This is a genomic window from Streptomonospora mangrovi, assembly GCF_027604915.1.
GTDB classification, from domain to species: Bacteria; Actinomycetota; Actinomycetes; order Streptosporangiales; family Streptosporangiaceae; genus Streptomonospora; species Streptomonospora mangrovi.
Genome location: NZ_JAJAQC010000025.1, coordinates 62,876 through 88,183, shown reverse-complemented (window position 1 = coordinate 88,183; position 25,308 = coordinate 62,876). Strand labels below are relative to the sequence as shown.

At 77.2% G+C, this 25,308-nt stretch carries 24 protein-coding genes and 1 pseudogene; 12 read left to right on the top strand and 13 right to left on the bottom strand.

All coding sequences use genetic code 11. From position 1 onward, the window contains the following. Positions 1–94: 94 nt before the first annotated feature. Positions 95–745: a hypothetical protein gene (locus tag LG943_RS15445; RefSeq protein ID WP_270072985.1), complete on the bottom strand. Its 651-nt coding sequence runs from the start codon at positions 743–745 to the stop codon at positions 95–97. A 442-nt stretch (positions 746–1,187) separates the two neighbouring features. Between LG943_RS15445 and LG943_RS15440 the strand changes: the two genes are divergently transcribed. From LG943_RS15440 to LG943_RS15420, 5 genes are all read left to right on the top strand, one after another. Beyond that, complete coding sequence (locus LG943_RS15440) at positions 1,188–2,930, top strand: serine/threonine-protein kinase (protein WP_270072984.1); 1,743 nt, start codon at positions 1,188–1,190, stop codon at positions 2,928–2,930. A 265-nt stretch (positions 2,931–3,195) separates the two neighbouring features. Beyond that, positions 3,196–3,774, top strand: a complete 579-nt coding sequence (locus tag LG943_RS15435; protein WP_270072983.1) for a hypothetical protein — start codon at positions 3,196–3,198, stop codon at positions 3,772–3,774. Positions 3,775–3,992: 218 nt separating this feature from the next. After that, positions 3,993–4,565, top strand: coding sequence for a hypothetical protein (locus tag LG943_RS15430; protein WP_270072982.1), 573 nt, complete (start codon positions 3,993–3,995; stop codon positions 4,563–4,565). Positions 4,566–4,588: 23 nt separating this feature from the next. Continuing rightward, positions 4,589–5,221 (top strand): hypothetical protein, encoded by a 633-nt coding sequence (locus tag LG943_RS15425; protein ID WP_270072981.1) that lies wholly within the window; start codon positions 4,589–4,591, stop codon positions 5,219–5,221. A gap of 85 nt (positions 5,222–5,306) precedes the next feature. Further along, the gene (locus LG943_RS15420) at positions 5,307–5,972 is read left to right on the top strand and encodes a TetR/AcrR family transcriptional regulator (protein ID WP_270072980.1); all 666 of its coding nucleotides are present in this window, start codon (positions 5,307–5,309) and stop codon (positions 5,970–5,972) included. Between the two features lie 69 nt (positions 5,973–6,041). Here LG943_RS15420 and LG943_RS15415 read toward each other — a convergent pair whose 3' ends face one another. Beyond that, positions 6,042–6,659: a TetR/AcrR family transcriptional regulator gene (locus LG943_RS15415; protein WP_270072979.1), complete on the bottom strand. Its 618-nt coding sequence runs from the start codon at positions 6,657–6,659 to the stop codon at positions 6,042–6,044. Between the two features lie 206 nt (positions 6,660–6,865). Between LG943_RS15415 and LG943_RS27775 the strand changes: the two are divergent. Continuing rightward, positions 6,866–7,543 (top strand): annotated as a pseudogene (locus LG943_RS27775) (VOC family protein); the annotation flags it as partial. Between the two features lie 324 nt (positions 7,544–7,867). On the opposite strand, the gene LG943_RS15410 reads toward LG943_RS27775, so the two are convergent. Next, entirely contained in the window at positions 7,868–8,725 is an 858-nt protein-coding gene (locus LG943_RS15410; RefSeq protein ID WP_333486373.1) for an SAM-dependent methyltransferase, read from the bottom strand. 308 nt (positions 8,726–9,033) lie between these two features. On the opposite strand from LG943_RS15410, the gene LG943_RS15405 reads away from it, so the two are divergent. Further along, complete coding sequence (locus tag LG943_RS15405; protein WP_333486372.1) at positions 9,034–9,828, top strand: metal-dependent hydrolase; 795 nt, start codon at positions 9,034–9,036, stop codon at positions 9,826–9,828. 49 nt (positions 9,829–9,877) lie between these two features. Here the strand turns inward: LG943_RS15405 and LG943_RS15400 are convergent, their stop codons facing one another. The 3 genes from LG943_RS15400 to LG943_RS15390 form a co-directional block, all read right to left on the bottom strand. Beyond that, positions 9,878–10,843, bottom strand: coding sequence for a zinc-dependent alcohol dehydrogenase family protein (locus LG943_RS15400; protein WP_270073010.1), 966 nt, complete (start codon positions 10,841–10,843; stop codon positions 9,878–9,880). 169 nt (positions 10,844–11,012) lie between these two features. Continuing rightward, positions 11,013–11,483, bottom strand: a complete 471-nt coding sequence (locus tag LG943_RS15395; protein WP_270072978.1) for a GreA/GreB family elongation factor — start codon at positions 11,481–11,483, stop codon at positions 11,013–11,015. A 166-nt stretch (positions 11,484–11,649) separates the two neighbouring features. After that, the gene (locus LG943_RS15390; protein WP_270072977.1) at positions 11,650–12,912 is read right to left on the bottom strand and encodes an NAD(P)/FAD-dependent oxidoreductase; all 1,263 of its coding nucleotides are present in this window, start codon (positions 12,910–12,912) and stop codon (positions 11,650–11,652) included. Between the two features lie 157 nt (positions 12,913–13,069). Between LG943_RS15390 and LG943_RS15385 the strand changes: the two genes are divergently transcribed. After that, complete coding sequence (locus LG943_RS15385; protein ID WP_270072976.1) at positions 13,070–14,620, top strand: PucR family transcriptional regulator; 1,551 nt, start codon at positions 13,070–13,072, stop codon at positions 14,618–14,620. A 31-nt stretch (positions 14,621–14,651) separates the two neighbouring features. On the opposite strand, the gene LG943_RS15380 is transcribed toward LG943_RS15385, so the two are convergent. Together LG943_RS15380 and LG943_RS15375 are read right to left on the bottom strand one after the other, a co-directional pair. Further along, positions 14,652–15,845: an ABC transporter substrate-binding protein gene (locus LG943_RS15380; protein WP_270072975.1), complete on the bottom strand. Its 1,194-nt coding sequence runs from the start codon at positions 15,843–15,845 to the stop codon at positions 14,652–14,654. Between the two features lie 84 nt (positions 15,846–15,929). Next, the gene (locus tag LG943_RS15375) at positions 15,930–16,307 is read right to left on the bottom strand and encodes a hypothetical protein (protein WP_270072974.1); all 378 of its coding nucleotides are present in this window, start codon (positions 16,305–16,307) and stop codon (positions 15,930–15,932) included. 485 nt (positions 16,308–16,792) lie between these two features. On the opposite strand from LG943_RS15375, the gene LG943_RS15370 reads away from it, so the two are divergent. Next, positions 16,793–17,662, top strand: coding sequence for an APH(3'') family aminoglycoside O-phosphotransferase (locus LG943_RS15370; protein WP_270072973.1), 870 nt, complete (start codon positions 16,793–16,795; stop codon positions 17,660–17,662). A gap of 102 nt (positions 17,663–17,764) precedes the next feature. Beyond that, complete coding sequence (locus tag LG943_RS15365) at positions 17,765–18,355, top strand: phosphatase PAP2 family protein (protein WP_270072972.1); 591 nt, start codon at positions 17,765–17,767, stop codon at positions 18,353–18,355. A 205-nt stretch (positions 18,356–18,560) separates the two neighbouring features. Here LG943_RS15365 and LG943_RS15360 read toward each other — a convergent pair whose 3' ends face one another. The 4 genes from LG943_RS15360 to LG943_RS15345 form a co-directional block, all read right to left on the bottom strand. Then, positions 18,561–19,160 (bottom strand): DUF3618 domain-containing protein, encoded by a 600-nt coding sequence (locus tag LG943_RS15360; RefSeq protein WP_270072971.1) that lies wholly within the window; start codon positions 19,158–19,160, stop codon positions 18,561–18,563. After that, positions 19,136–19,612: a phage holin family protein gene (locus LG943_RS15355; RefSeq protein WP_333486371.1), complete on the bottom strand. Its 477-nt coding sequence runs from the start codon at positions 19,610–19,612 to the stop codon at positions 19,136–19,138. Before LG943_RS15355 ends, LG943_RS15360 begins: the two co-directional genes overlap by 25 nt. 1 nt (position 19,613) lies before the next feature. After that, complete coding sequence (locus LG943_RS15350) at positions 19,614–20,234, bottom strand: hypothetical protein (RefSeq protein WP_270072970.1); 621 nt, start codon at positions 20,232–20,234, stop codon at positions 19,614–19,616. A 214-nt stretch (positions 20,235–20,448) separates the two neighbouring features. After that, positions 20,449–21,924: an alpha/beta hydrolase gene (locus tag LG943_RS15345; RefSeq protein WP_270072969.1), complete on the bottom strand. Its 1,476-nt coding sequence runs from the start codon at positions 21,922–21,924 to the stop codon at positions 20,449–20,451. Positions 21,925–22,194: 270 nt separating this feature from the next. Here LG943_RS15345 and LG943_RS15340 point away from each other — a divergent pair, with 270 nt between their 5' ends. Both LG943_RS15340 and LG943_RS15335 read left to right on the top strand, forming a co-directional pair. Next, positions 22,195–22,929, top strand: a complete 735-nt coding sequence (locus LG943_RS15340; RefSeq protein WP_270072968.1) for a TetR/AcrR family transcriptional regulator — start codon at positions 22,195–22,197, stop codon at positions 22,927–22,929. Continuing rightward, on the top strand, positions 22,922–23,800 hold the full coding sequence (locus LG943_RS15335; RefSeq protein WP_270072967.1) for a class I SAM-dependent methyltransferase: 879 nt from the start codon (positions 22,922–22,924) through the stop codon (positions 23,798–23,800). Before LG943_RS15340 ends, LG943_RS15335 begins: the two co-directional genes overlap by 8 nt. Before the next feature lie 61 nt (positions 23,801–23,861). Here the strand turns inward: LG943_RS15335 and LG943_RS15330 are convergent, their stop codons facing one another. After that, a complete protein-coding gene (locus LG943_RS15330) occupies positions 23,862–25,307 on the bottom strand; it encodes a GntP family permease (protein WP_270072966.1) in 1,446 nt (481 codons plus the stop codon). Position 25,308 lies beyond the last annotated feature (1 nt).

Here is a 25,308-nt window from a genome sequence, read left to right as displayed (position 1 = left end):
CGGCGGGGTGGCGCTGGGGTGCGGCGGGCGGCGGCGCGGGGCGCGGCGCGCCGGGCGGGGCACTCGGCCGGCCGCCGCCCGGCGGGCGCGCGGGCTACTCGACCGGGGACAGCCAGAACTCCTCGCCGTTACCCATGCCGGCGTGAGGGGTGGAAACCTCGATGCGGACGGTGCCCTCGCGGCCCTCGGTGCGCCAACTGTCGCGGTCGCGCCCCCACGTGCAGGTGACCGGCTCGCCATCGCCCTCAGTGGGGATGACGTGGACCTCGTCCATGTCGCAGCGCACGGTCTCGGTGTCCATCTCGAAGCGCACGAGGTCCTCGGCGACGTCGCGCACCACGTGGCGGCCCAGCGGCCGCATCTGCGAGGAGGCGAAGTAGTCGCCGCCGTTGACGGTGACCTCCCATTCGGCCTCCACGCCTTGGAAGACGACCGTGCACACCAGTTCGGAGTCGACGCTCGTGTCGAACTCCGGGCACTCGGCGGCGGCGTCGGGGTCGGCGACGCGGGCGAAGCGGCTGGCCGAGTCCACCAGGTTCCACTCGATCTTGTCGGCGAACGGCGCGTCCTCCCCCGGCTCGGGGGGCAGGTCGGCGTCGGCGACCCGGGGCGCGTCGTCGGGGATGGGCGCCGAGCGCAGCGAACTCAGGTCGGGGCCGCAGGCCGTGAGCGCGAGGGGCAGCGCGGCCGCGAGGGCGGCGGGGCGCAGCAGGCGGGCGGGCACGGCGGGGGCGGAAGCGGGCATCGGAGGTCTCCGGGGATTCAGGGCATGGTCAGGCGCCGGACCGGGGCAGGGTCGGGCGCTTCGTGGCAGACCAGACGCATTGTCGCGCACTCCTGGGGCGGCCCCCGCTCTCGCGCGGACCGACCCGGGGCGCGTCGGCCGCCGGCCCGCCCCCGGTACGCGCAAACGGCCCTGGTCAAGGGCTGGACCGCCGCCGCGCGCCGCCGGCCGCGCCCGGGTGCGGCCGGGCACCGGCCGGAACCGGCCGCGCGGTCGGGAACTCGGCTACCGACCGGTTGGAACCCGCCGGAGCGGGCGGGCATGGGGATCGGCGGGCGGGCGGGCGGCCCGGGTGAGCGGCGCGGGATCGGCGGGCGGTGGCCGGGTGCGGACACGCGGATCCGGGCGGGGCGGGAGTCTGGGATCATCGGGCCGTTCGCGTGCCCCCGGCGGAAACGGTGCCATGCCCAGCCCCCTCCTCGACGGCGATCCCACCCGGATCGGCCCCTACCGGCTGCACGGGCGGCTGGGCGGCGGCGGGATGGGGCTGGTGTACCTGGGCCTGTCCCCCGGCGGGCGGCCGGTGGCGGTCAAGGTGGTGCGGCCCGCGCTGGCCGAGGACGCCGACTTCCGCCGGCGCTTCGCCCAGGAGGTGCGGGCGGCGCGCCGGGTCGGCGGGTTCTACACCGCCCAGGTGGTGGACGCCGACACCGAGGCCGCCGCGCCGTGGATGGCCACCGCCTACATCCCCGGCCCCTCCCTGCACCAGGCCGTCGCCGACCACGGGCCGCTGCCCGCCGCGTCGGTCGCCGTGCTCGGGGCCGGCCTCGCCGAGGGACTGGGCGCGGTGCACGCCTGCCGGCTGGTGCACCGCGACCTCAAGCCCGGCAACGTCATCCTCGCCGCCGACGGCCCCCGCCTCATCGACTTCGGCATCGCACGGGCGACCGACACGCTCACCTACACCAGCCACCAGCCGGTGATCGGCACCGCCGGTTTCATGTCCCCCGAGCAGGGGCGCGGCGAGGAGGTCGCCCCGCCCAGCGACGTGTTCGCGCTGGGCTGCGTGCTCGCCTTCGCCGCCACCGGCCGCTCGCCCTTCGGCACCGGCCCCGCCGAGGCCGTCGTCTACCGCATCGTGCGCGAGGAGCCCGACCTGTCGGGCGTGCCCGCGCCGCTGGCCGGCCTGGTGGCGGAGTGCCTGGCCAAGGAGCCCGGCGCCCGGCCCGGTCTGGAGCGGGTGCTGGGGCTGCTGGCCGCGCCGGCGCCGTGCGGGGGCGGGAGGGCGCGGGAGGGGTGGCTGCCCGACGACCTCACCGCGGCCGTCACCCGGCAGGAGACGCGCCTGCTCACCCTCGTGGAGACCGCGCGGCGGGATCCGGCCGCCGCCGGTCCGGCCCCCGCCGCGACCCCGCCGACCGGATTGGCCGTCGGCAACCTCACCCCGGCCGGCCTGGACGTCGTCTGCGACGACGCCGTGCTCGGCACGGTGCCCCCGTTCGCGAGCGCGGTGTTCCCGGTGGCGGCGGGGACGCGGACGGTGCGGGCCGGCGGCGGCCGGGGACCCGGCGCGGCGCGGCGGGTCGAGGTTCCCGCCGACGGCGTGGAGCGGGTCGTCTTCGGCGGCGGGCCGGGCGGCGGGGGCCCGCCCAAACCGGTCGGCTCCGCGGTGTTCTCCCCGGCCCGGGCGGCGGCGGTGGCCGGGAGCGGCCTGGGCTGCACGGCGGCGGCCGCCGCCGGCATGGCCGTGCTGACGGTCCTCGTCATGGCGGCGCAGGCGCTGGCGGGCGAGGAGTTCCGGGGGAACTGGCCGGACCTGCTGCTGTTCTGCGCGGCGGCGACGGCGCTCGGCGGTGCCCTCGGCGCGTTCCTGCGCTGGCGGAGCCCGTCGGCCCGGCTGGTCGTGGGCCGCGACGCGCTGGCGTTCACCCCCACCCCGGGCCTCGACCACCGCGCGCCCGTGCGCACGACCACCGTGCGCTGGTGCGACCTGACCCAGGCCAGCCTGGTCGAGCACCGGCGCGCCACCCGGCTGGTGGTCTGGCCCCGCCCGGGGGCGCCGCGCCCCGAGGGCGAGGAGGTCCAGGGCGGTGTGGCCGTGTGCCGGGCGGCCGAGGTCGGCGCGGGCGGCGGCGCGGACGCGCGGCGGCTGCGGGCGGCGCTGCGCTGGTTCGCGGACGGGGTCTACCTGGAGCAGGCGCGGTGAGCGCCGCCCGCGCGGGAACGGCGGCCCGCGCGTGCCCGAAGCGTTTGGGCGGCCATTGTCGAACGTGGGTGAACGGCGCGTGAGAACCGCGGGAATAGCGCGGAACCATTGCCGTCCGCCGGGAAAGGGGAATGGTAGGCTCGCGGCCTCGGTAATCGCGGCCGGCGCGCGCCGCACCGCGTCGCGCGGCGCCCCACGAGAATAGGGAGCGGTCATCCGGTACCTCGTCCGCTACCGCGTGGGCATCCGCACCGGAATTCTCGGTATGGCGGCGATGCTCGGCCTCTCCGGCGACTTCATCGGCACCCTTGAGGGGTCGGCCTGGTTCCAGCGCGGCTGGATGGTCGCCGTCGGCCTGCTGCTCCTGGGCGCCCACGTCGCCGTGGAGATGCTGAACACCCGCGAGGACCGGCTGCTCGCCGCCGAACTGGAGAAGGCGCGCGTCCAGCGGGAGGAGGCCGAGGACACCGTCCGCCGGCTCGACCGGGAGCGCGCGGAGTTGCAGGGCAGCGTCAAGGCGCTGCGCACCGAGGCCGAAGTGATGAAGCGGCGGGTGGGCGAGCGCGCGCGGGAGCAGGAGGGCCTGGACTGGCTGGCCGGTGAGCAGGGCCGGGCGGCGCTGGAGGGGCTGCGCGACTTCGCGGAGCGGTTGAACACCGCCTACCGGTCGGCGGACGGCGGCGAGGACCCGCCGCGCCCCGCCGAGGTCCGCCCCCGGGCCGCCGCCGATCCCTCGCCCCTGCGCCTCACCGCCTCGCGGATGGTGCTGCAACTGGTCGTCGGACTACTCGCGGCGGCCGTTTTCGGGTTCACCGTGTACGTCGTCGAGGTCTACTTCGACTGACGTCCGAACGGCGTCCGGAATCGGCCGTTCCCGAACTCCGATATGCCCGTTCCCGCGCGCGGGAACGGCGGCCGTGGGACTATGTCGGGCGGCGCGGCACGGAACTCCGCCGCGTTTTCGGGCATCGAACATCGCGACCGGCACGAAAGGCGGGAGTCATGCCCGTTCCGTCCAGGACAGCGCGATTTCGGGTCCGGTCTGCCCTTCTCCTCGCGGCCGTGGCACTGGCGGCCTCCGGGTGCGGCGCGGCGTCGGGAGCGGTGGACATCGTCAGCTTCGCCGATCCCCGCGGCGCGGCCTGCACCGCGCTGGTCGTCAGCCGGGGCGGCGCCTTCGGCGGCGACGACGAGATCGAGGGCAGCGCCGACTGCGAGGTCCCGCCGGCCGACCGCGAGCCCGTCCCCGAGGACCGGCGGGTCCTGCCCATCGACGTCCCCGCCCTGTCGGTGGACCAGCGGGGGGCCGAACTGGTCACCACCACCGACGCCCACGGGCGCGCCTGCACCCTGGTGGCCACCGTGCTGGTCGGCGGGGTCGACGAGACCAGCATCGACTGCGACTACCCGCCCGAGGGCGTCCAGCCCGGCTCCCCCACGCAGCAGCCGCCGCCCGACCCCGGCACCCGTTCCGACTGGAACCGCGTGGCGATCGCGACCTTCGCCGACACCCACGGCCGCACCTGCACGACCTCCACGGCCGACGGCGGGGCCTCCACGGAGATCGACATCACCTGCGAGTACACCGACCGGGAACCGCCCGAGCGGCCCGTCGAGACGCCCCTGCCCGGATGACCCACGACCCGAAGGCGGGAGACATGCGCGTTCCCTTCAGCCCGGCGCGGCCGGCACTCCTGTTCGCGGGCGTGGCGCTGGCGGCCGCCGGCTGCGGCCACGTGCCGACCGAGACCGCCGACATCGTGAGCTTCACCGGCGCCGGCGGCACGGCCTGCACCGTGCTGGTGGTCGTGTCCCCCGACAGCCCCGACGAGTACACCGACCGGGGCGACGAGACCGACGCCGGCATCGACTGCGAGGCCCCGCCGCGGGGCCGCGAGCCGGTGCGCCAGGACCGGCGGCCGCTGCCCGAGCCCGACCCCGGCCGCGACTGGGGGTGGGAGGAGCTGCTGACCACCACCGACGCCCACGGGCGCGCCTGCACGATCGTCGCCTCCACCCTGGGCTCCGGCGAGGTGGACGAGACCCGGATCGACTGCGACTACCCGCCCGAGGGCGTGGAGCCGGGCGAGCGGACCCGGCGGCCGCCGCCCGACCCCGATCCGGAGTCCGACGCGGACCGCGCCTCGGTGGTGGCGTTCACCGACGCCCACGGGCGCGCCTGCACGACCATCACCACGCGCGGAGCCGCGCGCGCGGAAATCGACATCGACTGCGCCTACACCGGCACCGCCCCGCCCGGCGGCGCGGAGGAGGCCCCCGTCCCCCGGTGACCGGCGCCCGGCCGGGCGGGGAGCGGCGCGGGGGCGCGCCGCGCGCCGGGCGGGTGTCGGTACGGTGGCCCCTATGAGCGGGCGGATGACGCGGACGGACCGGGTCGCGGCGACCCGGGAGACTCTCCTGGACGCCGCCGAGCGGCTGTTCGCCGAGCACGGCCTGGCCCAGGTCTCCAACCGCCAGATCAGCCAGGAGGCGGGCCAGGGCAACAACACGGCGGTCAGCTACCACTTCGGCTCCAAGGCCGGCCTGGTCCGCGCGATCGTGCGCCGCCACGCCGGGGAGATCGAGCGGATCCGGGGCGCCATGGTGCGGCGGGTGCTGGCGGCCGAGCGCTCCCCCGGGGTGCGCGACTGGGTCGCCTGCACGGTCGAGCCGCTGGCCCGGCACCTGGCCGACCTGGGGATCCCTAGCTGGTACGCCCGCTTCAGCGCGCAGGCGGTGAGCGACCCCGCCGGCCGCGAGGCCGTGGCGGCCGAGGCGATGGCCTCCCCCGCGATCGTGCGCGTGGGCGAGGAACTGCGCCGGTGCCTGCCCGACCTGCCGGCCGAGGTCCGCGCCGAGCGCCAGGAGATGGCGCGCCTGCTCATCGTGCACACCATGGCCGAGCGCGAGCGCGCCCTGGCGCAGGGCGAGCACACCCCGCGCGACTCCTGGCAGCGGGCCGCGGCGGGGGTGACCGACGCCCTCACCGGCGTCTGGCTCGCCCCGGTCACCGAGCCGGCGGCGGGGTCCTGGGCGGACTGAACCCCACGGCCCCGGCGGTCCTCGCAACACCGGCGCCCCCGGCGGCGGCGCCGCGCGGCGGGCCGGCCCCTACAGCGCCGCCCCGGCCGCCAGGTGCGCGAGCGCGTCGTCCAGGTCGGCCACCGGGTCGCGGCCGGGTTCGCGCGCCCAGCGCAGGAAGACCGTGACGGCGATCCCCAGCACGGCGCCGGTCAGCGCCCGGATCGCCGGGTCTTCGCGGGTGCGCCCGGTGCGCTCGGCGACGAGTCCGGCCAGGACCTCCAGGCCGGTGGCGAGCAGGCCGGCGTTGGCCGACCACAGCTCGGGCACCAGGACCAGTCCGGCGTCGCGGTCGCGGCGGCCGGCGCGCTCGTCCGGGGGCAGTTCGGCGAAGACCTCGCGCAGCGTCCCCCGCAGGGCCTCCACGGCGGAGAGGTGCGCGGGCTGGCGGGCGAAGGCGCGCTCGATCAGCGGGCGCAGCGTGTAGTGGTCATCGAGCGCCGCCAGTTCCTCCTTGGTGGCGAAGTAGCGGAACACCGTGCTGGGCGCGACCTCGGCGGCCTCGGCGATCTGCTCGACGGTGGTGGCGTGGTAGCCCTGCTCGCGGAACAGCCGCAGCGCCTGCCGCTGGATCTCGGTCCTGGTCTTGGCCTTCTTTCGCTCCCGCAGCCCGGGAGCGGGCGCGGGGTGCTCGGAGCTGGGTGTCATGGGCGCGTTCCGCGGGGTGAGGTGGGGCACTGGGGCCATGGGGAGGCCGCGCGGCCGGGCGGGACGCGCGGCGGGAGGGTCCCAGCGTAGCGGCCCGGGTCTGCCTCGCACCGAAAACAAGACCGGACACTCATATAGTAGTGTGATCGCACTTGATATCGAGTCTCACATTCCCTTGGACGTTCACCCCCCATCAAGGAGCCGCCATGCCCGCCCTCCCCTCCCCCGGCCCGGTGATCACGGGGCTGCACCACGTGGGCCACGTGGTGCGCGACATCGCGGCGGCCGGCGCCGTGTACCTGCGGCTGGGGTTCCGGCTGCCGCCCGCCGCGTTCCCCGCCCTGCCGGCGCCCGAGGGCGGTCCGCTCCGCCCCCTGGGCGCGGGCAACACCCGCGCCGTGTTCGCGCGCGGGTTCGTGGAACTCGTTGCGGTCCTGGATCCCGGGGAGCGGTCGGGCGGCGTGCGCCTGCACCCGCTGAACGTCCCGCCCCAGGCCCGCGAGGGGCTGGCCCGCAGCGCCGAGCGGACCGCCGCCCGGCTGCGCGCCGCCCTGGAGCGCTTCGAGGGGCTGCACATCCTCGCGTTCTCCGCCCCCGACGCCGACGCGGCGGCGGCGCGGTTCACGGCGGCGGGCATCGGGCACAGCGGGGTGCACCGCCTGCGGCGGCCTGCCGCGGAGGGGGAGGGCGAAAGCCCGGTGGACGTGGGCTACCTGGAGTTGGACGACGCGCCGGGGCGGACCCCCGAGGGGCGCCTGGCGGTCGCCGAGCCGGCGCCGGCGGACCCGGCGGCGGCCGCACCCGGCCACCCCAACGGCGCGGTGGCGCTCGCCGAATCGGTCCTGCGCGTCCCCGACGGCGCGCTCGACCGCTACGCGGCCCGCTACGCCGCCTACCTCGGCCGGGATCCCCAGGGCGGCGGCGGCGTGCGCGTCTTCGGGCTCGGCGGTTCGCGGCTGGTCCTGGCCACCGCGGCGGGCCTGCCCTCGGTGGCGCTCGGCCACGGTGATCAGGGTGAAGGCGCGGCGTTCGCCGCCTACGGGGTCGAGGTCGGCGACCTCGACGCGGCGGCGGCGCTCCTGCGGCGCAACGCCGTGCCGTTCCGCGAGGCGCGCGGGGGCACCGAGGTGCACGTGCCGGCGGCGTTCGCCCTCGGTGCCGTGGTGGTGTTCCGCCAGGCCGCGCGCCCGGCGAAGTCTCCCCCGGTGCTAGGGCTTCACGGCGACGGCCGCGTGCTCCCAGATCGGCTTGTCGGCCGGGCGCTCGACGGGGGCGGCCTCCGGGCGCCGCCAGGTGTCGCAGTCGACCAGCACCTCGGGGTAGGAGCCGTCCTCGGCCGGGGACACCACCCGCAGCCCCGCCACGGCCGCCTCACACTCCTCGGGCGAGCGCACCCGCCCCCACGGCGCGCCCGAGGCCAGCACGCCGGAGGTGAAGTCGTCGGCCCGCTCGCGGCGGTCGGAGCACAGGTGGGAGTAGACCAGCGCCGACCCCGAGGGGAACGGCTCCAGGTAGCGGCGCACGAGGTCGAAGGGGTTGTCGTGGTCGGGGATGCAGTGCAGGAGCGAGACCAGCATCAGGCACACCGGCTCCTCGGGGCGGATGAGGCGGCGGGTGGCGTCGTCGGACATCACCCGATCCACCTCGCGCAGGTCGGCGGTGATGACGGCGGTGTGGTCGTTCTCCTCCAGCAGCGCGCGGGCGTGGGCCAGCACCATCGGGTCGATGTCGACGTAGACCACGCGCGCGTCGGCGGCGGCCCGCTGGGCGACCTGGTGGGTGTTCTCCACGGTGGGCAGGCCCGAGCCGAGGTCCAGGAACTGGCGCAGGCCCAACTCGGTGGCGGCGTAGGTGACGGCGCGCGACAGGAAGGCGCGGTTCTCGTGCGCCAGCACCGTGGTGCCGGGGTTGATCTCCTCGACCCGGGTGGCGAGGTCGCGGTCGAGCTGGAAGTTGTCCTTGCCGCCCAGGAGCGCGTCATAGGCGCGGGCGACGGTGGGACGGCTCGTGTCGATTCCCTGCGGAACTGAAGCGTCGGTCATCAGGCGGGGGGCCTCTCGTGTCACGCGTCCTTTTGGCCACCGACTCTACGGTCGCGGCGCACCCGTGAGGACCCGTTTCGGCGGTGTTACCGGGCTTTAGGGAACATCGTCCGCGATGGGGCCGGTGAGCCCCCCGCGCCTGGCGTGGGAGTTCCCCCGCATTGCCCACTCCGGGGCCGCCGCACACCCGCCTGGCCTGATCCGGCCACCGGGTGCGCACCGGGCGGCCGGAGTGTCGGCACCTCAGGCGATGATGGCGTCGCGGGCCGTGACGGCGCACCGGGCAGCCCCGCCCCGGGCGGCTCCCCCAACCCCCCGCTTGGAGTACCGCGATGATGGCCCCCGCCCACGCCGCCACCGGCCTCTTGGCCGGCGTGCTGGCCACCGGCGCCGTGTCCCCGTTCATGGCCGTCGGCCCGCTGGAGGTCGCCGCCGGCGCCGCGATCGGCGCCGGCTCGGCGCTGCTGCCCGACCTCGACCACCCCGGCTCCACCGCCGCCCGCGCCCACGGCCCCCTCACCGGGTGGCTGTCGCGGGGGGCGCGGTGGGCCTCGCGCGAGGTCTACTACCGCACCCTGACCCCCGCCGACGCCCCGGCCGACGGTGCGCACCGGTTCCTGTGGCACACCCCCGCCGCCGCGCTGGCGGTCGGGCTCGCGATGGGGGCGGGTGCGGCGCTGAGCGCCTGGGTGCTGGCGGGGGTGCTGTGGTTCACCATCGGGCTGGGCGTGCTCGGCCTGGCCCAGGTGCTGCCGCGCCGGCGCCCGCGCGGCCCGGCCCGGCTGCTGGTGCCCCGTGGGCTGGGCCGCCTGCGCCGCACCCTCACGCGGTGGCCGGTGGTGACCGCCGCCTCGGGCGCGGGCACGGCCCTGCTGCTCTACGCGGGCGCCTCGCCGGGCGCATGGGTGGGCGCGGTGGTCGGCGCGGGCATGGCGACCGGTGTGCTGGGCGACGCGCTCACCCGCTCGGCGGTGCCGCTGGCCTGGCCGGTGCAGGTGGGCGGCCGCCGGTGGGCGATGGTCGGCCTGCCGCGGCGGGTGCGCTTCGCCACCGGCACCTGGCCCGAGCACGTCATCGGGTGGGGGTGCCTGCTGGCCGCTCCCCTGGTCGGCGCGGCCCTGGTGTGACCGGCCGGCGGCGGAGGCGGGGGCGGCGGGGCGGGCCGGGCCGGGCGGGTCACAGCAGGATCAGCGGCTTGCCGCCGCCCTGCGGCGGCCGCCGCAGGGCGGAGCGGATGTCGGCGAGCGGATGCTCGGCGCCCACGCGCGTGGCCAGCCGGCCCGCCCGCAGGTGCGCGAAGGCGCGGTCGAACAGGGCGAACAACTCCGCCCGGGGCGCGTCGTGGACCAGGCGGCGCAGGTGGAAGGGCACGATCCGGCGGTCGGCCGCGCCGTCGCCGCCGGGTGGGATGGGCCGGCCCGACAGCAGCCCGTACTGCACCAGCCGCCCGTGGGGGGCCAGCGCGCGCAGCAGCGCGGCGCCCTGGGGGCCGCCCACGCAGTCGAAGACGACGTCGGCGCCGCCGGCCGGCAGCAGCGCCGCCAGGTCGCGCTCCCACCCCGGGGCGCCCGTCCGCACCAGGCCCGCCCACAGCCGGGGGTCGGCGACGGCGCGCCCGGGGGTGCCGCGGGTGAGCCCGACGGCGGGCACGCCGCGCAGGGCGAGCAGTTCGGCCAGGTGCCCGGCGATCGCCGACGACGCGGCCGTGACCACCGCCGCCCGGGTGCGCGGCCCGACGAACCGGTCCGCCATGGCCAGGGCCGTCAGCGGGTTGACGTAGGCGAAGCAGGCCGCGCGGTCGGCGATGTCGTCGGGCACCGGCACGCACCAGCGCGCCGCCACGCGCTTGGCCTGCTGCCAGGCCCCGGCCGAGCCGATGGGCAGCACCCGCGTGCCGGCCAGCTCCTCGGGCACGCCGCCGCCGGTCTCCTCGACCACGCCGACGCCCTCGAAGCCCGGGACGAACGGGAACACCGTCCGCGAGGGGTAGGCGCCCGCGACGGTCACCAGGTCGGAGGGGTTGATCGTGGCCGCCGTCATCCGGACCACGGCCTCGCCGGGGCCGGGCCGGGGGCGCTCGCGCCGCTCCAGCTCCACCACCTCGGCCGCCGCGCCCGCGCGCACCGCCACCGCGGCCGTCATCGCCACGCCGCCCCTCCCCTCCGGCCGCCGGCCCGTGCCGGGGCGCGGCCCGCGCCGGCCCCAGCGGCATTCTGCCGCCGAAGGCGGACGGGCCGGCCGGCGGCCCCGCTCGGTGCCGCTCAGTGCCGCGCGGTCCCCCTCAGCGCCGCGCGGCACCCGTCGGCCCGGCTCAGCCGCGCGCGGCCTCGGCGGCGCCGTCCGCGCGGTAGGGCGTGGCGCGCAGCAGCGTCACGGTGACGGTGCGGCCGTTGGGCGCCCGGTAGGAGCGCCGCTCGCCCTGGCGCGCGCCCAGCAGGGCCGCGCCCAGCGGCGACTCCGGGGAGTAGACGGTGATGTCCTCCTCGGCCGCGCGGTCGCGCACGCCCAGCAGGAACGTCTCGGGCTCGCCGCCGTCGCCGTAGTCGACCGTCAGCACCATGCCGGGCTCGGCCACGCCGTCGTCGGGCGGGGCCTCGCCCACCACGGCGTCCTTGAGCAGCTCCTGGATGCGCGCCACGCGCGCCTTGCGCGCCGTCTCGTCGGGGTAGGACCCGAACTCCGCCGCGCCGGCGGGGTCGCCGGCCGGGCCGGAGAGGTAGTCCAGTTCGCGGCGGAGCCGGTCGTGGGTGGCCGGGGTCAGCCAGTGCCGGGTGGAGGCCATGCGGGTTCCCTCGTTTCAGGAGGTTTCAGGAAAAGGGGTCGGATGCGCGACGGGTGTGCGGACCGGTGGCCATCCGCACACCGGCCGTGCGGGGTCGCGGGTGCGCCGACCGCCGGCCCCGCGCGCAGCGGGGCCGGCGGTCGGCGCGGCGGTGTCGACGCCGGTGTCAGCGCAGCGGGTCGAGCGGCCGCAGGGCCGCGGGCGTGGTGCCGGTGGCGATGGCCTCGGCCAGCAGCCGCCCGGTGACCGGGCCCTGGGTGAGGCCCCACATGCCGTGCCCGCCGGCCACGTGGAGGCCGGGCACGCGGGTGCGCCCCACGAGCGGCAGGCCGTCGTCGGTGACCGGGCGGGGGCCCACCCACTCGTCGCTGCGCTCATCCAGGCGCAGTCCCCGCAGGAACCCGCGCGCGGAGTCGGCGATGGCGCGCGGCCGCGCCGGGTTGACCGGGGCGTCGGGCGAGTGGAACTCCATCGTCCCGGCCAGGCGCAGGCCCCCGCTGTGGGGCGTGCAGGCCACCCGCACCTCGGGCAGGTACACCGGGCCCGGCAGGGGCTGGTCGGTGGGGGCCAGGAAGCTGTAGCCGCGCCCGGCGCCCATCGCCGTGCGGATCCCCCACTCGCGGCCCTGCCGGCCGAGCCAGGCGCCGGTGGCGGCGACCACCGCACCGGCGGCCTCGGTCTCGCCCTGGGTGGAGCGCACGGTCAGCCCGGCGGGGCCGTTGTACTCCAGGCCGGCGACCTCGAAGTCCTCGACCACCGTGCCGCCCCTGCGGCGCACCGACGCCGCCAGCGCCTCGGTGAAGACGCCGGGGCTGAGGTAGCGCTGGCCCTCGATGCGCACGCCGGCGCGGACCCGCTCGGCGGCCTGGGGCAGCGCCGCGTGCGCCTGCGCGCCGGTCAGCGCGTCGAACCGCAGCGGCAGGCCCGCGGCGGCGGCGACCCGCAGCTCGGCCAGCAGGCGGGCGGCGGCGCGCTCGGAGGAGAACAGCGCCGTGATGGGCGCGGTGGTGTCGCCGACGTCCACACCGCCCTTGGCCAGGAGGTCGTAGGCCTCCAGGCAGGCGCGGTTGAGCGGCAGGGTGCCCGCCAGGGCGCGCCGCCACGCCGGGGCGCGGCTGTTGAGGGCGAACCGGGTGAGGAACCGCAGGAGGCCGGGTTCGGTAAGGGAGGCGATGGACAGCGGCGCGCGCGGGTCCACGAGCGCCCGCGCGCCGTAGCGCACCACGCCCGGCTCGTTGAGCGGCAGGGCCAGGCCCGGCGACAGCCAGCCGGCGTTGCCCCAGGACGCGCCCGAGGCGACCCGGCCGCGGTCGACGACCGTCACGCCGATGCCGTGCTCCTGTAGGAACCACGCGGTGGACAGCCCGACGACCCCGGCGCCGACAACGACGACGGTCTCCGCAATCCCGGCGCTCCGGGTCCCCTCCATATGCGGTCTTCTCCTCAGCCAACCGGTTGCCGACAGTGGTAAACGCACCTTCAGCGTCGCCCAGCCCGCCCGGACGCGCATTGTCCGGACCTGCCGAAATGCGGCTAGCCTCTTGTCAGGAGCGGACAAGGGTGCCCGGGGTGTCAGGAGGCGCGGCATGATTCGCCTGGAGCGGCTGCTGGCCATCCTCGGCGGCTACGGTGCCCGGTCGGTCGGCGCGCGGCCCCGGCCCGGCGCACTGGTGCGCGGGGTCGCCGTGCACGACGCCACCCGCGCCGAGCCCGACCAGGGCGACATCTTCCTGGCGGTGGGGGTGCCGGAGGCGGCCGAGGCGGTGGACCTGGCGCTGCGCGCGGGCGCGGAGACCGCCGTGGTGCGCGCGGCCGCCGACGAGCACGGCCCCGCCGCCGCCCTCGCCCGGGAGCGCGGCACCGTCCTGCTGGCGGTGGACCCGGCGGTGTCGTGGAGCCAGGTGGCGGGGATCGTCTTCGGCCTGGTCCTGGAGGGGGGCGAGACCGAGTCGGGGCGCGGCCCCGCCGACCTGCCCTCGCTGGCCGACACCATCGCCGCGCGGGTGGGTGCGGCGGTGACCATCGAGGACCGCCGGTTCCGGGTGCTGGCCCACTCCGACGGCCAGGAGTCGGCGGACCGGGCCCGCCTGGAGACGATCCTGGGCCGGCGCGTCCCGGCCGACGTGCGGCGCCACCTGGACGACGCGGGCGTGACCGCGCGGCTGGCCGCCTCGGTGGAGCCGGTGTTCGTGCCGCCCTCCCCCGAGCACGGCCTGCGCGGGCGCACCGCCATCGCGGTCCGGGCGGGCCGGGAGACCCTGGGGTCGCTGTGGGTGATGACCGAGCGCCCGCTGGACCCCGAGCGGCTGGCGCTGCTGCGCGAGGGCGCCCGCACGGTCGCCCTGCACCTGCTGCGCACCCGGGTCAGCGCCGACCTGGAGCGGCAGGTGGAGTCCGACCTGGTGACCCGGCTGCTGGAGGGCGGGATCGACCCGACGGAGGCGGCGAGCCGGCTGGGCCTCAGCTCCGAGAGCCACCGCGTCATCGCGCTCCAGGCGCACACCCCTGGGGAGCGGCACGCGGCGGCGCTGATGGCGTTCGAGCGCGCCACCACGGGGTTCGGCTGGTCGCGCGCGGCCCGCAGCACCATCTTCGGCAGCACCGTCTACACGCTGCTGCCGTGCGGGCGCGACCCCGCACCGGCCCGGGAGTGGCTGCGGGCCACCTGCGCGGGGCTGCCCGACCACGTCCTGGTGCACGCCGGCATCGGAGGCCCGGCCGACCTGCCGCGGCTGCCCGACAGCCGCCGCGAGGCCGACGAAAGCCTCAACCTGCACTCCACGCTGGGCCCCGGGGCCGCCGCCGTGGCCTACGACGAGTCCTGGGACGCGGTGCTGCTGCACCGCCTGCGCCTGGCCTCCACGTCGGGGCGCCGCCCGGCCGAGGGTCCCGCCGCCGTGCTGGCCCGCCACGACGCCGACCACGGGACGCGCTACGCGCCCACCCTGCGGGCCTGGCTGCGCGCCCAGGGCGACCCCGCGGAGGCGGCCCGGGCGCTGGGCGTGCACCCCAACACGGTGCGCCACCGCATGCGCCGCATGTCGCAACTCGCCGACCTGCGCCTGGCCGACCACGCGGCCCGCTTCGCCCTGTCCATCGCCCTGGAGACCCTGCCGGAGGCACCCCCGGAGACCTGAACCGCGGGGCGGGGCCGGAGTCCGCCCCCGGTCACTCCGCGGGCAGCAGCTCCGCGGTGACCGGCACGTGCGGGGCCGTGTCGTTGGCCACGACGTGCAGTTCGTGGCCGTCGGCGGTGGGACGCCACTGGCCTCCGGCGAGTGGGAGGGCGGCGACGTTCGGCGCGGCGCCGGTGGTCCAGTCCAGCGGGCCGACCACGGTCTCCAGCCGGGTGCGGGCGAGCGCCGCGGCGACGGACGCGCGGTCGGTGGGGTCGTCGGCGCGGGCCAGCGCGTGGTGGGCGACCTCGACCAGCGCGTGCGCCAGGCCCAGGGGCTGCGACCACGGGCGGCCGGTGGCCTCCTGGTAGGCGGCGGCCAGACCGGACGAGGTCGTGCCGTCGATCGACGAGCGGTGCGGGTGGTGCGGGGTCCAGTAGACCAGGGTCGCCACCCGGGCGCCGACCAGCCCCTCGACCGCCGCGCGGTCCCGGGGGGCCAGGGCGGGGTCGGCGTGGGGGTAGGTCAGCCAGCGCGAGCAGGTGAGCAGCCGGAACCGCATCCCGGCCGCGCGCGCCTGGTGGTGGAACCGGGCGAGGTCGATGCCGGTGGCCGCGCTGGTGACCACGTCGGTGTCGTGGCGGCGCAGGCGCTCGACGTGGGCGCCGAAGTCGGGGTCGCCCTCGCGGTAGGCGCCGGGGTCGACCAGGGGGCGGCCGCGCTCGGCCGCCACCGGGGCGAACCAGCGGCGCAGGAGTTCGCCCTGGAGTTCGTCGTTCCACAGGCAGGCGACCTCGCGGACACCGCCCACGCGCTCCCACAGGTCGGCGAAGACGGCGGCGATGTCCTCCAGGCCCCAGGCGAAGTGGTAGGTCCACCGGTCGCGTTCGGCGGCGGTGCGGCAGTGCTCGTAGGCCTGGCGGGGGAACGTGGTCGACAGGCACGGAGTGCGCAGGTCGGCGCAGGCGTCGGCCACGGCGGGCAGCACCCGCGTTCCGGCCATGGTGATGACGATGTCGGCGCCCTCTTCGGCCACCAGCTCCTTGACCGCCTGCCGGGCGTGGCCGGGGTCGGACCGGCTGTCGCGGACGGCGACGCGGACGGGCAGCCGGCCGGCGCCGGTACGCACCGGGGGCAGCAGCGGCGCCAGGCGGCGCAGGACGAAGGACAGGGGGTCGCCGAGCCGGGCGAGCCTTCCGGTCAGGGGGACAACGGCGGCGATGCACAGCCGCGGGTCGGTCCGCATGGTCACCTCGGTCGCGGTTGGGGCGGAGGGGGCGGGTCGGAAGCGGGGGTCCGGGCGCACCGGACCCCCGTCGGCAGGCGCCGCCTAGTGGTCGACGGTCACGCAGGTGGTGCGGCTGAGCACCGCGACGGTCTCGTTGCCGCAGTTGTTGCTGTGGCCGGAGGCGTTCCGGGCGAACAGCAGGTTGGAGAGGGTGCCCCCGCTGGGGCCGGCGACGTCGCCGCCCGGCCCGTTCCCGGTGTCGTGGGTGAAGCACTCCCGCTCCTTGAGGACCGCGACCTTGCCGGTGCCGCAGAGGTTGGCGTGTCCGGAGGAGTTTCGGCCGGAGAGATTGGACAGCAGACCGCCCGCTCCGGCGTCGGTGTCGCCCGTGCTCGCGTGGGCGAGGGCGACCCCGGCGGGGGTGGCAAGGATCCCGAAAACGGTCGCCGCGACCACGGTGAACCTTTGGATTGTCCGCATAGTTCCTGCCTTGGTGTGTAAAGGGATAACCCCGGGGAAGGCGTTCGCGCCTTCCGGGACATCGCAGATACTAACAGCGGGAACACCGGCGCGACCATGTTTCGGCGCCGCTCGGGTAATCCGCATTCCGTGTCGAAACCCCGGACAGGACGGCACGTGACAGATCCACACCCGCACAAATAAGCGCATTTCCCATCCCGGTCGCCACCCTCGGGAATTCCCCCGATCCGGCAATGCACCGGGAATCCGATGGGGCGAATCGCGTCACTGAGAATCAGCCCGGACAAAGGACTTCCATAAAGTGAACTCAGCTCAACCGGCCGGAAACTCCGTACCGGAAAGGCGGGTTCTCCATCCCCACGCACACCACCGCCCGCGCGGAGGCGGGCAGCGGCGGTCGCGGCGATGGTGCGGGTGGCAACGGGGCGCCGACGCGGATGCGGACGGAGCCGGGGGCCGGGGTTCGGGGCCGCTAAGCTGCGGCCGTGACTCAACCCTTCACCGACCTCTGCGGGCTGCCGCGTGGCACCACATGGGAGCCCGTGACCGACGGGGAGTCGGGGGCGCCGGTGTTCCGGTCGGCTGATGGGACCCGGTACGCCAAGTGCGCCGCCGGACCCGTAACGGCCGACCTGGCCGCCGAGCGCGACCGGGTGGACTGGCTCAGCGGCCAGGGCGTGCCCGCTCCCCGGGTCCTCGACTGGATCGCGACCGGCACCGGGGCCTGCCTGGTGACCGGCGCCGTCGCGGGCGTGCCCGCCGACCGCGTCCCGGCGGCGGCGCTGCGCGCGGCCTGGGAGCCGATCGCCGACGCCGTCCGCGACCTGCACGCCCTGCCCGTGGACGCCTGCCCCTTCACCCGCGACCTCGCCGCGATGTTCGCCACCGCGCGCGACGTCGTCGCCCGCGACGCGGTCAACCCCGACTTCCTGCCCGTGGACCAGCGCGACACCCCGCCCGCCGACCTGCTCGCCCGGCTGGCCCCGCAGGTCGAGCGGCGCCTGGTCCAGGAAGCCGCCGACGCCGTGGTCTGCCACGGGGACCTGTGCCTGCCCAACATCGTCCTGGACCCCGACTCGCTGCGGGTGACCGGCTTCATCGACCTGGGCCGCCTGGGGCGGGCCGATCCCCATGCCGACCTCGCCCTGCTGTTCGCCACCGCCCGCGAGACATGGGAGGCGCCCGACGGGCGCGGCGACGAACGCGGCGGTGCCGGCGATGAGGGCGCGGGCCAGGGGCGCGGCGCCCGGTGGATCGCCGAGGCGGAGGAGGCGTTCGCCGCGCGCTGCGGTAGGGCCCTCGACCGCGACCGGGAGCGCTTCTACCTCCACCTCGACCCGCTGACCTGGGGGTGAGCCGGCCGGGACGCCCCCGGCGGGCGCCGCGCCGGCGCGGTGTCCGGCACGGATCCCGGTACAGGTCCGTGTGAGCGCCGCGCGACCGGGTAACCGCCGGTCATGGGCGCATCGAAACGGTTGCACCGCGTCGACCGGCGGCTGGTCTGGCACGCCGCCTCGTGGCGGCCGCCGTGGGACCGGCGGCTGCGCGCCACACTGGAGACCGCCAGCGAGCACACTCGGGTGTGGTGGGCGGCGGCCGCGCTGATGGCCGCGACCGGCGGGCCGCGCGGGCGCCGGGCGGCGGCGGCCGGGCTGCTCGGCATGGGGCTGGCCGAGTTCCTGTCCAACGGGGTGTGCAAGCGGGTCTACCACCGCCACCGCCCGCCCGAGGAACTGGCGCCTGATGAGGAGGCGTGCGACCGGCCCAACGGGTCGTCCTTCCCCTCCGGGCACACCGCCGCCGCGGTGGGGTTCACCGCCGCCGCTGCCGGGGTGTCGCCCGCGTGGGGCGCGGCCTGCGCCGTGCCGGCGGCGCTGGTGGCCCTGGAGCGGGTGCACGCCGCCAGCCACTACCCCAGCGACGTCGTCACCGGTGCCGCCATCGGCGCGACCGGCGCCTGGCTGGTGCACCACGTCCCCCGCCCGGCGCGCGCCCTGGCGACCCGGTGGGCGCACCGGGCGTGGGCGGCCGTCGCCCCCCACCGCTGAAGACGCCGCGCACCGGACGCGGCGGCCCTCACGCCACGCCGCTGGAGGACCCGGCCGAACGCGGCGCGGCGGCCCCCTGGCGGCTCTCCCGGACTTGTCTGCCCTACCCGGCCACACCCGGGCCGGACACGCCGAAGGCCGCCGCCCGGGCGCGTGGTGCGTCCGGGCGGCGGCCCTGATCCCTGCTTCCGCTCGCTTTGCCGACTCAGCCCTCGCGGCGGTGGGAGGCCACCGTCTGGCCGGAGTCCCGGGCCGTCTCCGAGACGTGCCGGGCGTCCTCCTGCGCCTGCCGGCCGGTGGCCTGCGCGGCGCCCTGGGCGCTGCCCTTCACCTCCTCGGCGGCCTGGCGGGCCGATTCCCGGGCGCCGCCCTTCAGCCGCTCGGCGGACTCGGCGACCGACTGCTCGACCGGGCGGACCGCGTCGCCCGCCTCCTCGCGCAGCCGCTGCGCCGCCTGCCGCTCGGCCTTGCTCTCCGAGAGCAGGGACGCCGCCAGCAGGCCCGCGCCGAAGGCGATCAGCCCGGCGGCCACGGGGTTGCCCTGCGTCTGGTGGACGACCTGGTCGGGCACGGAGCGCACCGCGTCCATGGCCTGGCCGCCGCCCTCCTTCATTGACCCGGAGGTCTGGGAGGCGCTGCCCATCACGCGTTCGCGCATGTGGTGCGCCCGGTGGCGCACGGCCTCGGTCCGGCGGCGGGCGATGGCCCGCGGGCTCGTGCGGTCGGCGAGCCGGTTGACGTCGCGGGTCAGTTCGGCGCGCGTCAGCTCGATGTCGCCTCTTATCTGGTCGGGTGCCGTGCCCATTGCGCGTCCTCCTTCAGCGTCTCGACGGTTCGCTCGGGCTTGGGCGATACCTCGCGCATCCTGGTGCGCCCCAGGACGAACAGGACCGCGCCGGCCACGGCCCACACGGCGGCGACGATGAGCGCCGCCCAGCCCGCGGGCATGACCGCGGCCAGGCCGAAGACGGCCGCCAGGCTCACCAGCACGACCACCATGTAGCCGGCGAACGCGGCGCCGCTCAGCATTCCGGCGGCCTTGCCCGCCTTGGCGGCCTCCTCGCGCACCTCGGCCTTGGCCAGTTCGACCTCCTGGCGCAGGAGGGTCTGCACGTCGGCGACCAGGTCGCCGACGAGGTCGCCGAGCGACCGGTCCTCGTCGGCGCGCTGGGCGGGCACCTGCCGGGTGGCCCGCTGCTCCTCCGCCATCTGGGCGGCGGCCCGCTGCTCCGGGGGTGTTGCGTACGGGACGGTCATCTCACCTCACCTCGCGGTACTGCGGCGGGACCCCGCCGCCCTGCTCGGCGATCGGCTGGGGTTCTCCGGCGGCCCCGGCCGGGTCGGCCTGGGACTGCCGCTCCCTGCCCTGGGCGCCGCCCGCGTCGCCGTCTCCCGTGCCGCGCGCGGACTTCACGATGCGGCCCACCGCGAACCCGGCCGCCGCGGCGCCGGCCAGGAAGAGCGCGGGGCGGCGGCGGGCGAAGGACGTCATGTCGTCCAGCACGCCCTGGGCGCCGTTGCGCTCCAGGTAGTCGGCCGCGGCGTCGCCGCGCTCGGCGAGCCGGTGCACCGCGCCGCGCGCCGGGGACCCGGTGTCGGCGTTGTCGGCCATCGACCCGAGGTCGCGCGACCACTGCCGCAGCCCCTGGCACAGGCGCTGGGTCTGCTCCTCGGCCTCGTCGGCGATCCGGCCGCGCATGTCCTCGGCGACGGCGCGGGCCTGCGAGCGCGACTCCGCCGCGACGGTGCGCACCTGGTCGCGGGCTGTCGACGCGACGTCGGAGGCCGCCGAGCGCGCCTCCCCGGCGGTGCGCGACGCCTGCTCCTTGGCCACCTGACCGGTCTGCTGCTCCGGCCCGGCGCTGGTCTCAGATCTCATCACCGGTGCCTCCTCAAGACGGTCCGTTGGGTGCGATCCCCGTTCGGCTACCCAGCACGCCGGGGTCAATTCGCCCGGACGGGGCCTTCCGGGACGGCGCGGGCGGGGCGGCGGCCGGAGGGCGGACCGCCGCGCCCTCTCCGGGGCCGCGCGCGGGCGGCGCCAGGGGAGGGCGGGGAGGGGCGGGTTCAGCGCCGGGTGCCCAGCGGGGGGCTCAGCAGGCGGTGCCGGGCGGCGGGAGTTCGCGGGTGCGCAGGTAGGCGTCGGCGTGGGCGACGACGCAGGCGTTGCCGCCCCAGTACAGGCCGTGGCCGGGGCCGTCGTGCTCGATGGCCACGCTGCCCGCCACGTCCTCCACCGCCCGCGCGGTGGAGCCGAACTCCCGCCACGTCCCCGCGCCCAGCAGCGGCGGCACCTCCTCGGGGAGGGGCCCCGGCGGGTTGGCGACCGGCGCGGGCCAGCCGGCGCAGGAGAGGATGTTGCCGTACATCTGGAGGCGGCCGCCGGTGTTGGGTGCGACCTCGTCCAGGCGCGCGGCGGTGGCCTCGGCCTGCGCGTGGTCGGCGGGGCGGTTCCAGTCCAGGCACTCCACGACCCCGGGCTGGGGCGAGCCGGGGAAGGGGTGCGCGGGGTCGCGCACGAACCCGGAGGCGTCGCCGTCCTCGGCCGCCACGACGGCTTCGGCCAGCGCTTCCCAGGTGGCGCCGGGGCGCTCGGCGGTGAGCACGGCGACGGCGGCGGCCTTGAGGTCGCGGCCGGTGTAGTCCACCCCGGCGACGGAGGCGGGGATGGGGTCGGCGTCGGCCCCGGCGGTCAGCGCCCGCCAGCGGCGCTCCACGTCCTGGCCGTGCAGCGCGCAGGCTTCCTCGGCGGCGCACCAGTCGGCGAAGCGGCCGAACGCGGCGTCGCCGTCGCGCGCGAAGCCCTCGTAGACCGCGTCCCCCTCGCCGGTGTGGTCGGCGACCCCGTCGAGGTAGAGGGTCCGCACCCGCTCGGGGTACTGCCGGGCGTAGCTCTGCCCGATCACGCCGCCGTAGGAGGTCATGTGCAGGTTGAGCCGGCGCTCGCCCAGGGCGGCGCGGACGGCCTCCAGGTCGTCGGCGTGGTCGGCGGAACTCATGTGGTCGAACAGCGCGGGGTCGGCGGCGCGGCACTCCTGGGCGGTGGCCCGGTTGGCGGCGGCCAGGTCGGCGAAGGCGGCCTGGTCGGCGGGGAACCGGGGGGTCTCCACATAGCCCCAGTGGCAGTCCAGGGCGGTGCTGAACCCGCCGTGGCCGTTGGGGTCGCCGCGCAGGTCCCAGGTGACGATGTCCATGTCCTCGCGCAGTCCGGTGAAGGCGTCGCCGTAGGTGGCGAGGTACTCGATGCCGATTCCGACCGGGCCTCCGGGGTTGACGACCACGGTCCCCTCCGCGCCGCCGTCCCCAATGGCGGGCAGGCGGCCCACGGTGAGGGTGATGTGGCGGCCGCGCGGTTTGTCGTGGTCGACCGGAACGCGCAGGGTGGCGCACTCCATGCCGATGCCGTAGTCGCCTTCGGGGCAGGCGCCCCAGTCCAGGCGCTGGCCGCGCCCGGGGGGCGCGGCGGTGCCGGCCTCCTCGGCCCAGGCCGGCGCCGACAGCAGCGGGGACAGTACGGCGGCGATCGTGAGGGGCAGCACGGACGCGGTCGCGGCGGGTCGTGCGGGCATGGCGGCTCCCTGGCGGATGGGGGTCTCTGGCGGGGCACACCCTCCCGCACCGGCGGGGCCGGGCGCATCGGGCCGGGGGCGGGGATCGCGCCTGCGCCCCGGGGCGGAGGCGGGGCCGCCCGGCCGGTGCGCGCTCCGCCCCCGGGAGGACCCCGGCCGCGCCCGGTCCGTCCCCGGTATGACCCGGGCAGGCAGGGGCGCGGCCGGGGGTGAGGGAACACTGGCCCATACGGCCATACCGTTTCCCATACACCTGTATAGCCTGGAGTCGTGCCGACCGATCCGAACCCGCGCCCCGAGCCGAACCCCCGCCCTCGCCCCGGCCCGCCCGACGACCGCACCGCGCGGGCGCGCATCCGCGACGCCGCCCTCGCCGCCTTCGCCGAGCACGGCACCCGGGGCGCCACCATGCGCGGCATCGCCGAGGCCGCCGGTGTCTCGGTGGGGCTGGTGCAGCACCACTTCGGCACCAAGGACGGCCTGCGCGCGGCCTGCGACGAAGCGGTGGTGGACCTGTTCAGGCGCCAGGTGTCGGCCGCCGGCCTCGGCGCCGAACTCTCCGGGCCGGGCGGGCTGGGCGCCCTGCTGGCCGCCGGCCCGGCGGCGGCCCGCTACCTGGCGCGGGCCATGGCCGACGGCTCCGCGGCGGCCGACGGCCTCCTCGACGAACTGACGGACGGCGCCGAGGACTTCCTCAGCGCCACCTGGCCCGACCGCTTCCCCGCCGGCTCGGCGCGCGCCCGCGACGCCGCGGCCGCGCTGGCCGCCATGCACGGCGGCACGCTGGTGCTGCACGCCCACCTGGCGCGGCGCATGGGCGCCGACCCCCTCGACGGCACCGACCCCGGCCGCCTGGGGCGGGCGATCATCGACGTCCACCGGGCGCTGGGCGAGTTCGCCGCCTCGCCGACCGGCGCCGCGATCGCCGACTCCCTCGGCACCGGCCCGGACCCCGGCCCCGATACCGACACCGCCCCCGCGCCGAAGGAGCCCGGACGTGGTTGACCCGTTGTTCGACGCCCCAGCCGCCCTGGCCCGCCTGTCCCCGGTCGAGCGCACCCTGCTGGTGACGCTGGCCGGCCGCGCCCGCGACGACCGCAGGCCGGCCCCCTACCTCGGCGACCCGATGCCCGCCGCCGTGCTGGAGCGCCTGGGGACCGACCCCGCGCGCCTCGGGGTCGGCTCCGTGGTCTCCCTGGCCACCGCCCTGCGCAGCGCCATGCTCGACCGCGCCGTGCGCGCGTTCCTCAGCGCCCATCCCGACGCGGTGGTCGTGGAACTGGGCGCCGGCCTGGAGACCCGCCGCCACCGCCTCCGCCCGGGTGCGGGGGTGGACTGGTACGACGTCGACCTGCCGGCGGTGGCAAAGCTGCGCCGGGCCCTGCTGCCGCCCGAGCCCCTGTCGGCCGGCGGCGCCCGCGCGCACCTGGTGGCCGCCGACGCCACCGCGCCCGACTGGCTCGCCGGCCTGCCGCGCGACCGCCCCGCGATCGCCGTGGCCGACGGGCTGGTCGGCCTCCTGCCCCCCGACCGCGCGCGGGCGCTGCTCACCGCGCTCGCCGCCCACTTCACCGAGGGCGAACTGGTCTTCAACGCCTATCCGCGCCTGGTCGCCCGCACCATCGGCGCCCAGCCGGTGCTGCGGCGCATGGGGATCCCCCGGGGGTACACGGGCTTCGGCTTCGACGACCCCCGCCACGTCGAGGCCCTGGTCCCGGGCCTGTCCTTTGTCGAGGAGCGCTTCGGCACCCAGGAGCGCGGCGCGGCGATGCCGCCGGCGCTGCGCCTGACGGCCGCCCTGTTCGCGCGCTGGCCGGCGCAGTCCCGCCGGGGGGTGTGGGTGGTGCGCTACCGCTTCACCGGCGCCCGGGGCTGAGCCGCGGCGGCCCCGCCTCCCGCCCGCCGCCGGGTGCGGGGGCGCGGGGCGGGGCGCGGTGTCAGGCCACGACCAGGCTGAGCAGCATGGCCATGGCGAACCCGGTGAGGCCGACGATCGTCTTCATCACCGTCCAGGACTTCAGGGTGTCGGCGACCGACATGCCGAAGTACCGGTTGGCCATCCAGAACCCCGAGTCGTTCACGTGCGAGAACGCGGTGCCGCCCGAGGCGATCGCGATGCAGGTGAGGGCGAGCACGGGGTCGCTGACGTCCATCTGGGCGGCCAGCGGCTGGGTGAGCGTGGCGCCGGTGATCATGGCGACCGTGCCCGACCCCTGGGAGATCCGGATGACCGCCGAGGAGATGAACCCGAACGCCACGATCGGGATGCCCCAACTGGTCATCGCGTCGGCCAGGATCTCGCCGACGCCGGAGTCCACCAGCAGCCCGCCGAACACGCCGCCGGCGCCGGTGATCAGGATGATCACCCCGGCCGGGGCCAGCGCGGCCGTGGCCGTCTCCTGGAGTTGGGCGGCGCTGGCGCCGCGCCGCACGCCGAAGAACCACAGCGTGTACAGGCAGGTCAGCAGCAGGGCGATCACCGGGTGGCCGATGAACGCGAGCGCGGTGTGGGCCGCGCTCCCCTCGGGCAGCAGCGCGCCGCCGGTGGTGCCGGCCAGGATCAGCACGAGCGGCAGCAGCAGGGCGCCGATGACCGAGCCGAATCCGGGCAGGGCCGGGCCCTCCCCCGCTCCCGCGCCGGCCCCCGCCTCCGGGAGGCCGGCGGTCCCGCCGGTGTTACCGGCGTCGTCGGTGCCGCCCGCTCCCGTCGGCCGCCCGTGCCCGCCCACCGCCGCGCCCTCGGCCTCGGCCGGGGCGGGCACGAAGACGCGCTCGGAGATGAAGCGGCCGAACAGCGGCCCGGCGACCACCACGGCCACACCGCCGCAGACGACGCCGAACAGGATGACCAGCCCCATGTCGGCGCCCATGATCCCGGCGGTGGCGATCGGCCCGGGCGTGGGCGGGATGAAGGTGTGGGTGACGCTCAGCCCCGCGCACAGCGGGATCCCGTAGTAGAGCAGGGACCGCTTGGTGCGCCGGGCGATCTGGTACAGCATCGGCACCAGGACCACGATCGCGACGTCGATGAACACCGCGATCGAGACGAGGAACCCGGCGAAGCCCAGCCCCCAGGCGACGTGGCGGTCGGGGAAGCGGTCGATGAGGGTGGCGGCCAGCCGCTCGGCCGCGCCCGCCCGGCGCAGCAGCTCGCCGAAGATCGAGCCCAGGCCGATGACCAGCGCGACCTCCCCCAGGCCGCCGCCCATCTTCTCCACGACGAGGTCCGCCAGCTCCACCGGCGGGGTGCCGGTGGCCAGGCCGAACGCGATGCTGACCAGCAGCAGCGCGACGAACGCCTGGAACTTGAGCCGGATGACCAGGATCAGCAGCAGGACCACGGCCAGCACGGCCGCGGCCACCAACCACGCGGTGGTCTCCATG

Coding starts and splice junctions, on each gene's coding strand:
- LG943_RS15445 (WP_270072985.1), bottom strand. CDS start 745: ATGCCCGCTTCCGCCCCCGCCGTGCCCGCCCGCCTGCTGCGCCCCGCC.
- LG943_RS15440 (WP_270072984.1), top strand. CDS start 1,188: ATGCCCAGCCCCCTCCTCGACGGCGATCCCACCCGGATCGGCCCCTAC.
- LG943_RS15435 (WP_270072983.1), top strand. CDS start 3,196: ATGGCGGCGATGCTCGGCCTCTCCGGCGACTTCATCGGCACCCTTGAG.
- LG943_RS15425 (WP_270072981.1), top strand. CDS start 4,589: ATGCGCGTTCCCTTCAGCCCGGCGCGGCCGGCACTCCTGTTCGCGGGC.
- LG943_RS15420 (WP_270072980.1), top strand. CDS start 5,307: ATGACGCGGACGGACCGGGTCGCGGCGACCCGGGAGACTCTCCTGGAC.
- LG943_RS15415 (WP_270072979.1), bottom strand. CDS start 6,659: ATGACACCCAGCTCCGAGCACCCCGCGCCCGCTCCCGGGCTGCGGGAG.
- LG943_RS15405 (WP_333486372.1), top strand. CDS start 9,034: ATGATGGCCCCCGCCCACGCCGCCACCGGCCTCTTGGCCGGCGTGCTG.
- LG943_RS15400 (WP_270073010.1), bottom strand. CDS start 10,843: ATGACGGCCGCGGTGGCGGTGCGCGCGGGCGCGGCGGCCGAGGTGGTG.
- LG943_RS15395 (WP_270072978.1), bottom strand. CDS start 11,483: ATGGCCTCCACCCGGCACTGGCTGACCCCGGCCACCCACGACCGGCTC.
- LG943_RS15390 (WP_270072977.1), bottom strand. CDS start 12,912: ATGGAGGGGACCCGGAGCGCCGGGATTGCGGAGACCGTCGTCGTTGTC.
- LG943_RS15385 (WP_270072976.1), top strand. CDS start 13,070: ATGATTCGCCTGGAGCGGCTGCTGGCCATCCTCGGCGGCTACGGTGCC.
- LG943_RS15380 (WP_270072975.1), bottom strand. CDS start 15,845: ATGCGGACCGACCCGCGGCTGTGCATCGCCGCCGTTGTCCCCCTGACC.
- LG943_RS15375 (WP_270072974.1), bottom strand. CDS start 16,307: ATGCGGACAATCCAAAGGTTCACCGTGGTCGCGGCGACCGTTTTCGGG.
- LG943_RS15365 (WP_270072972.1), top strand. CDS start 17,765: ATGGGCGCATCGAAACGGTTGCACCGCGTCGACCGGCGGCTGGTCTGG.
- LG943_RS15360 (WP_270072971.1), bottom strand. CDS start 19,160: ATGGGCACGGCACCCGACCAGATAAGAGGCGACATCGAGCTGACGCGC.
- LG943_RS15355 (WP_333486371.1), bottom strand. CDS start 19,612: ATGACCGTCCCGTACGCAACACCCCCGGAGCAGCGGGCCGCCGCCCAG.
- LG943_RS15350 (WP_270072970.1), bottom strand. CDS start 20,234: ATGAGATCTGAGACCAGCGCCGGGCCGGAGCAGCAGACCGGTCAGGTG.
- LG943_RS15345 (WP_270072969.1), bottom strand. CDS start 21,924: ATGCCCGCACGACCCGCCGCGACCGCGTCCGTGCTGCCCCTCACGATC.
- LG943_RS15330 (WP_270072966.1), bottom strand. CDS start 25,307: ATGGAGACCACCGCGTGGTTGGTGGCCGCGGCCGTGCTGGCCGTGGTC.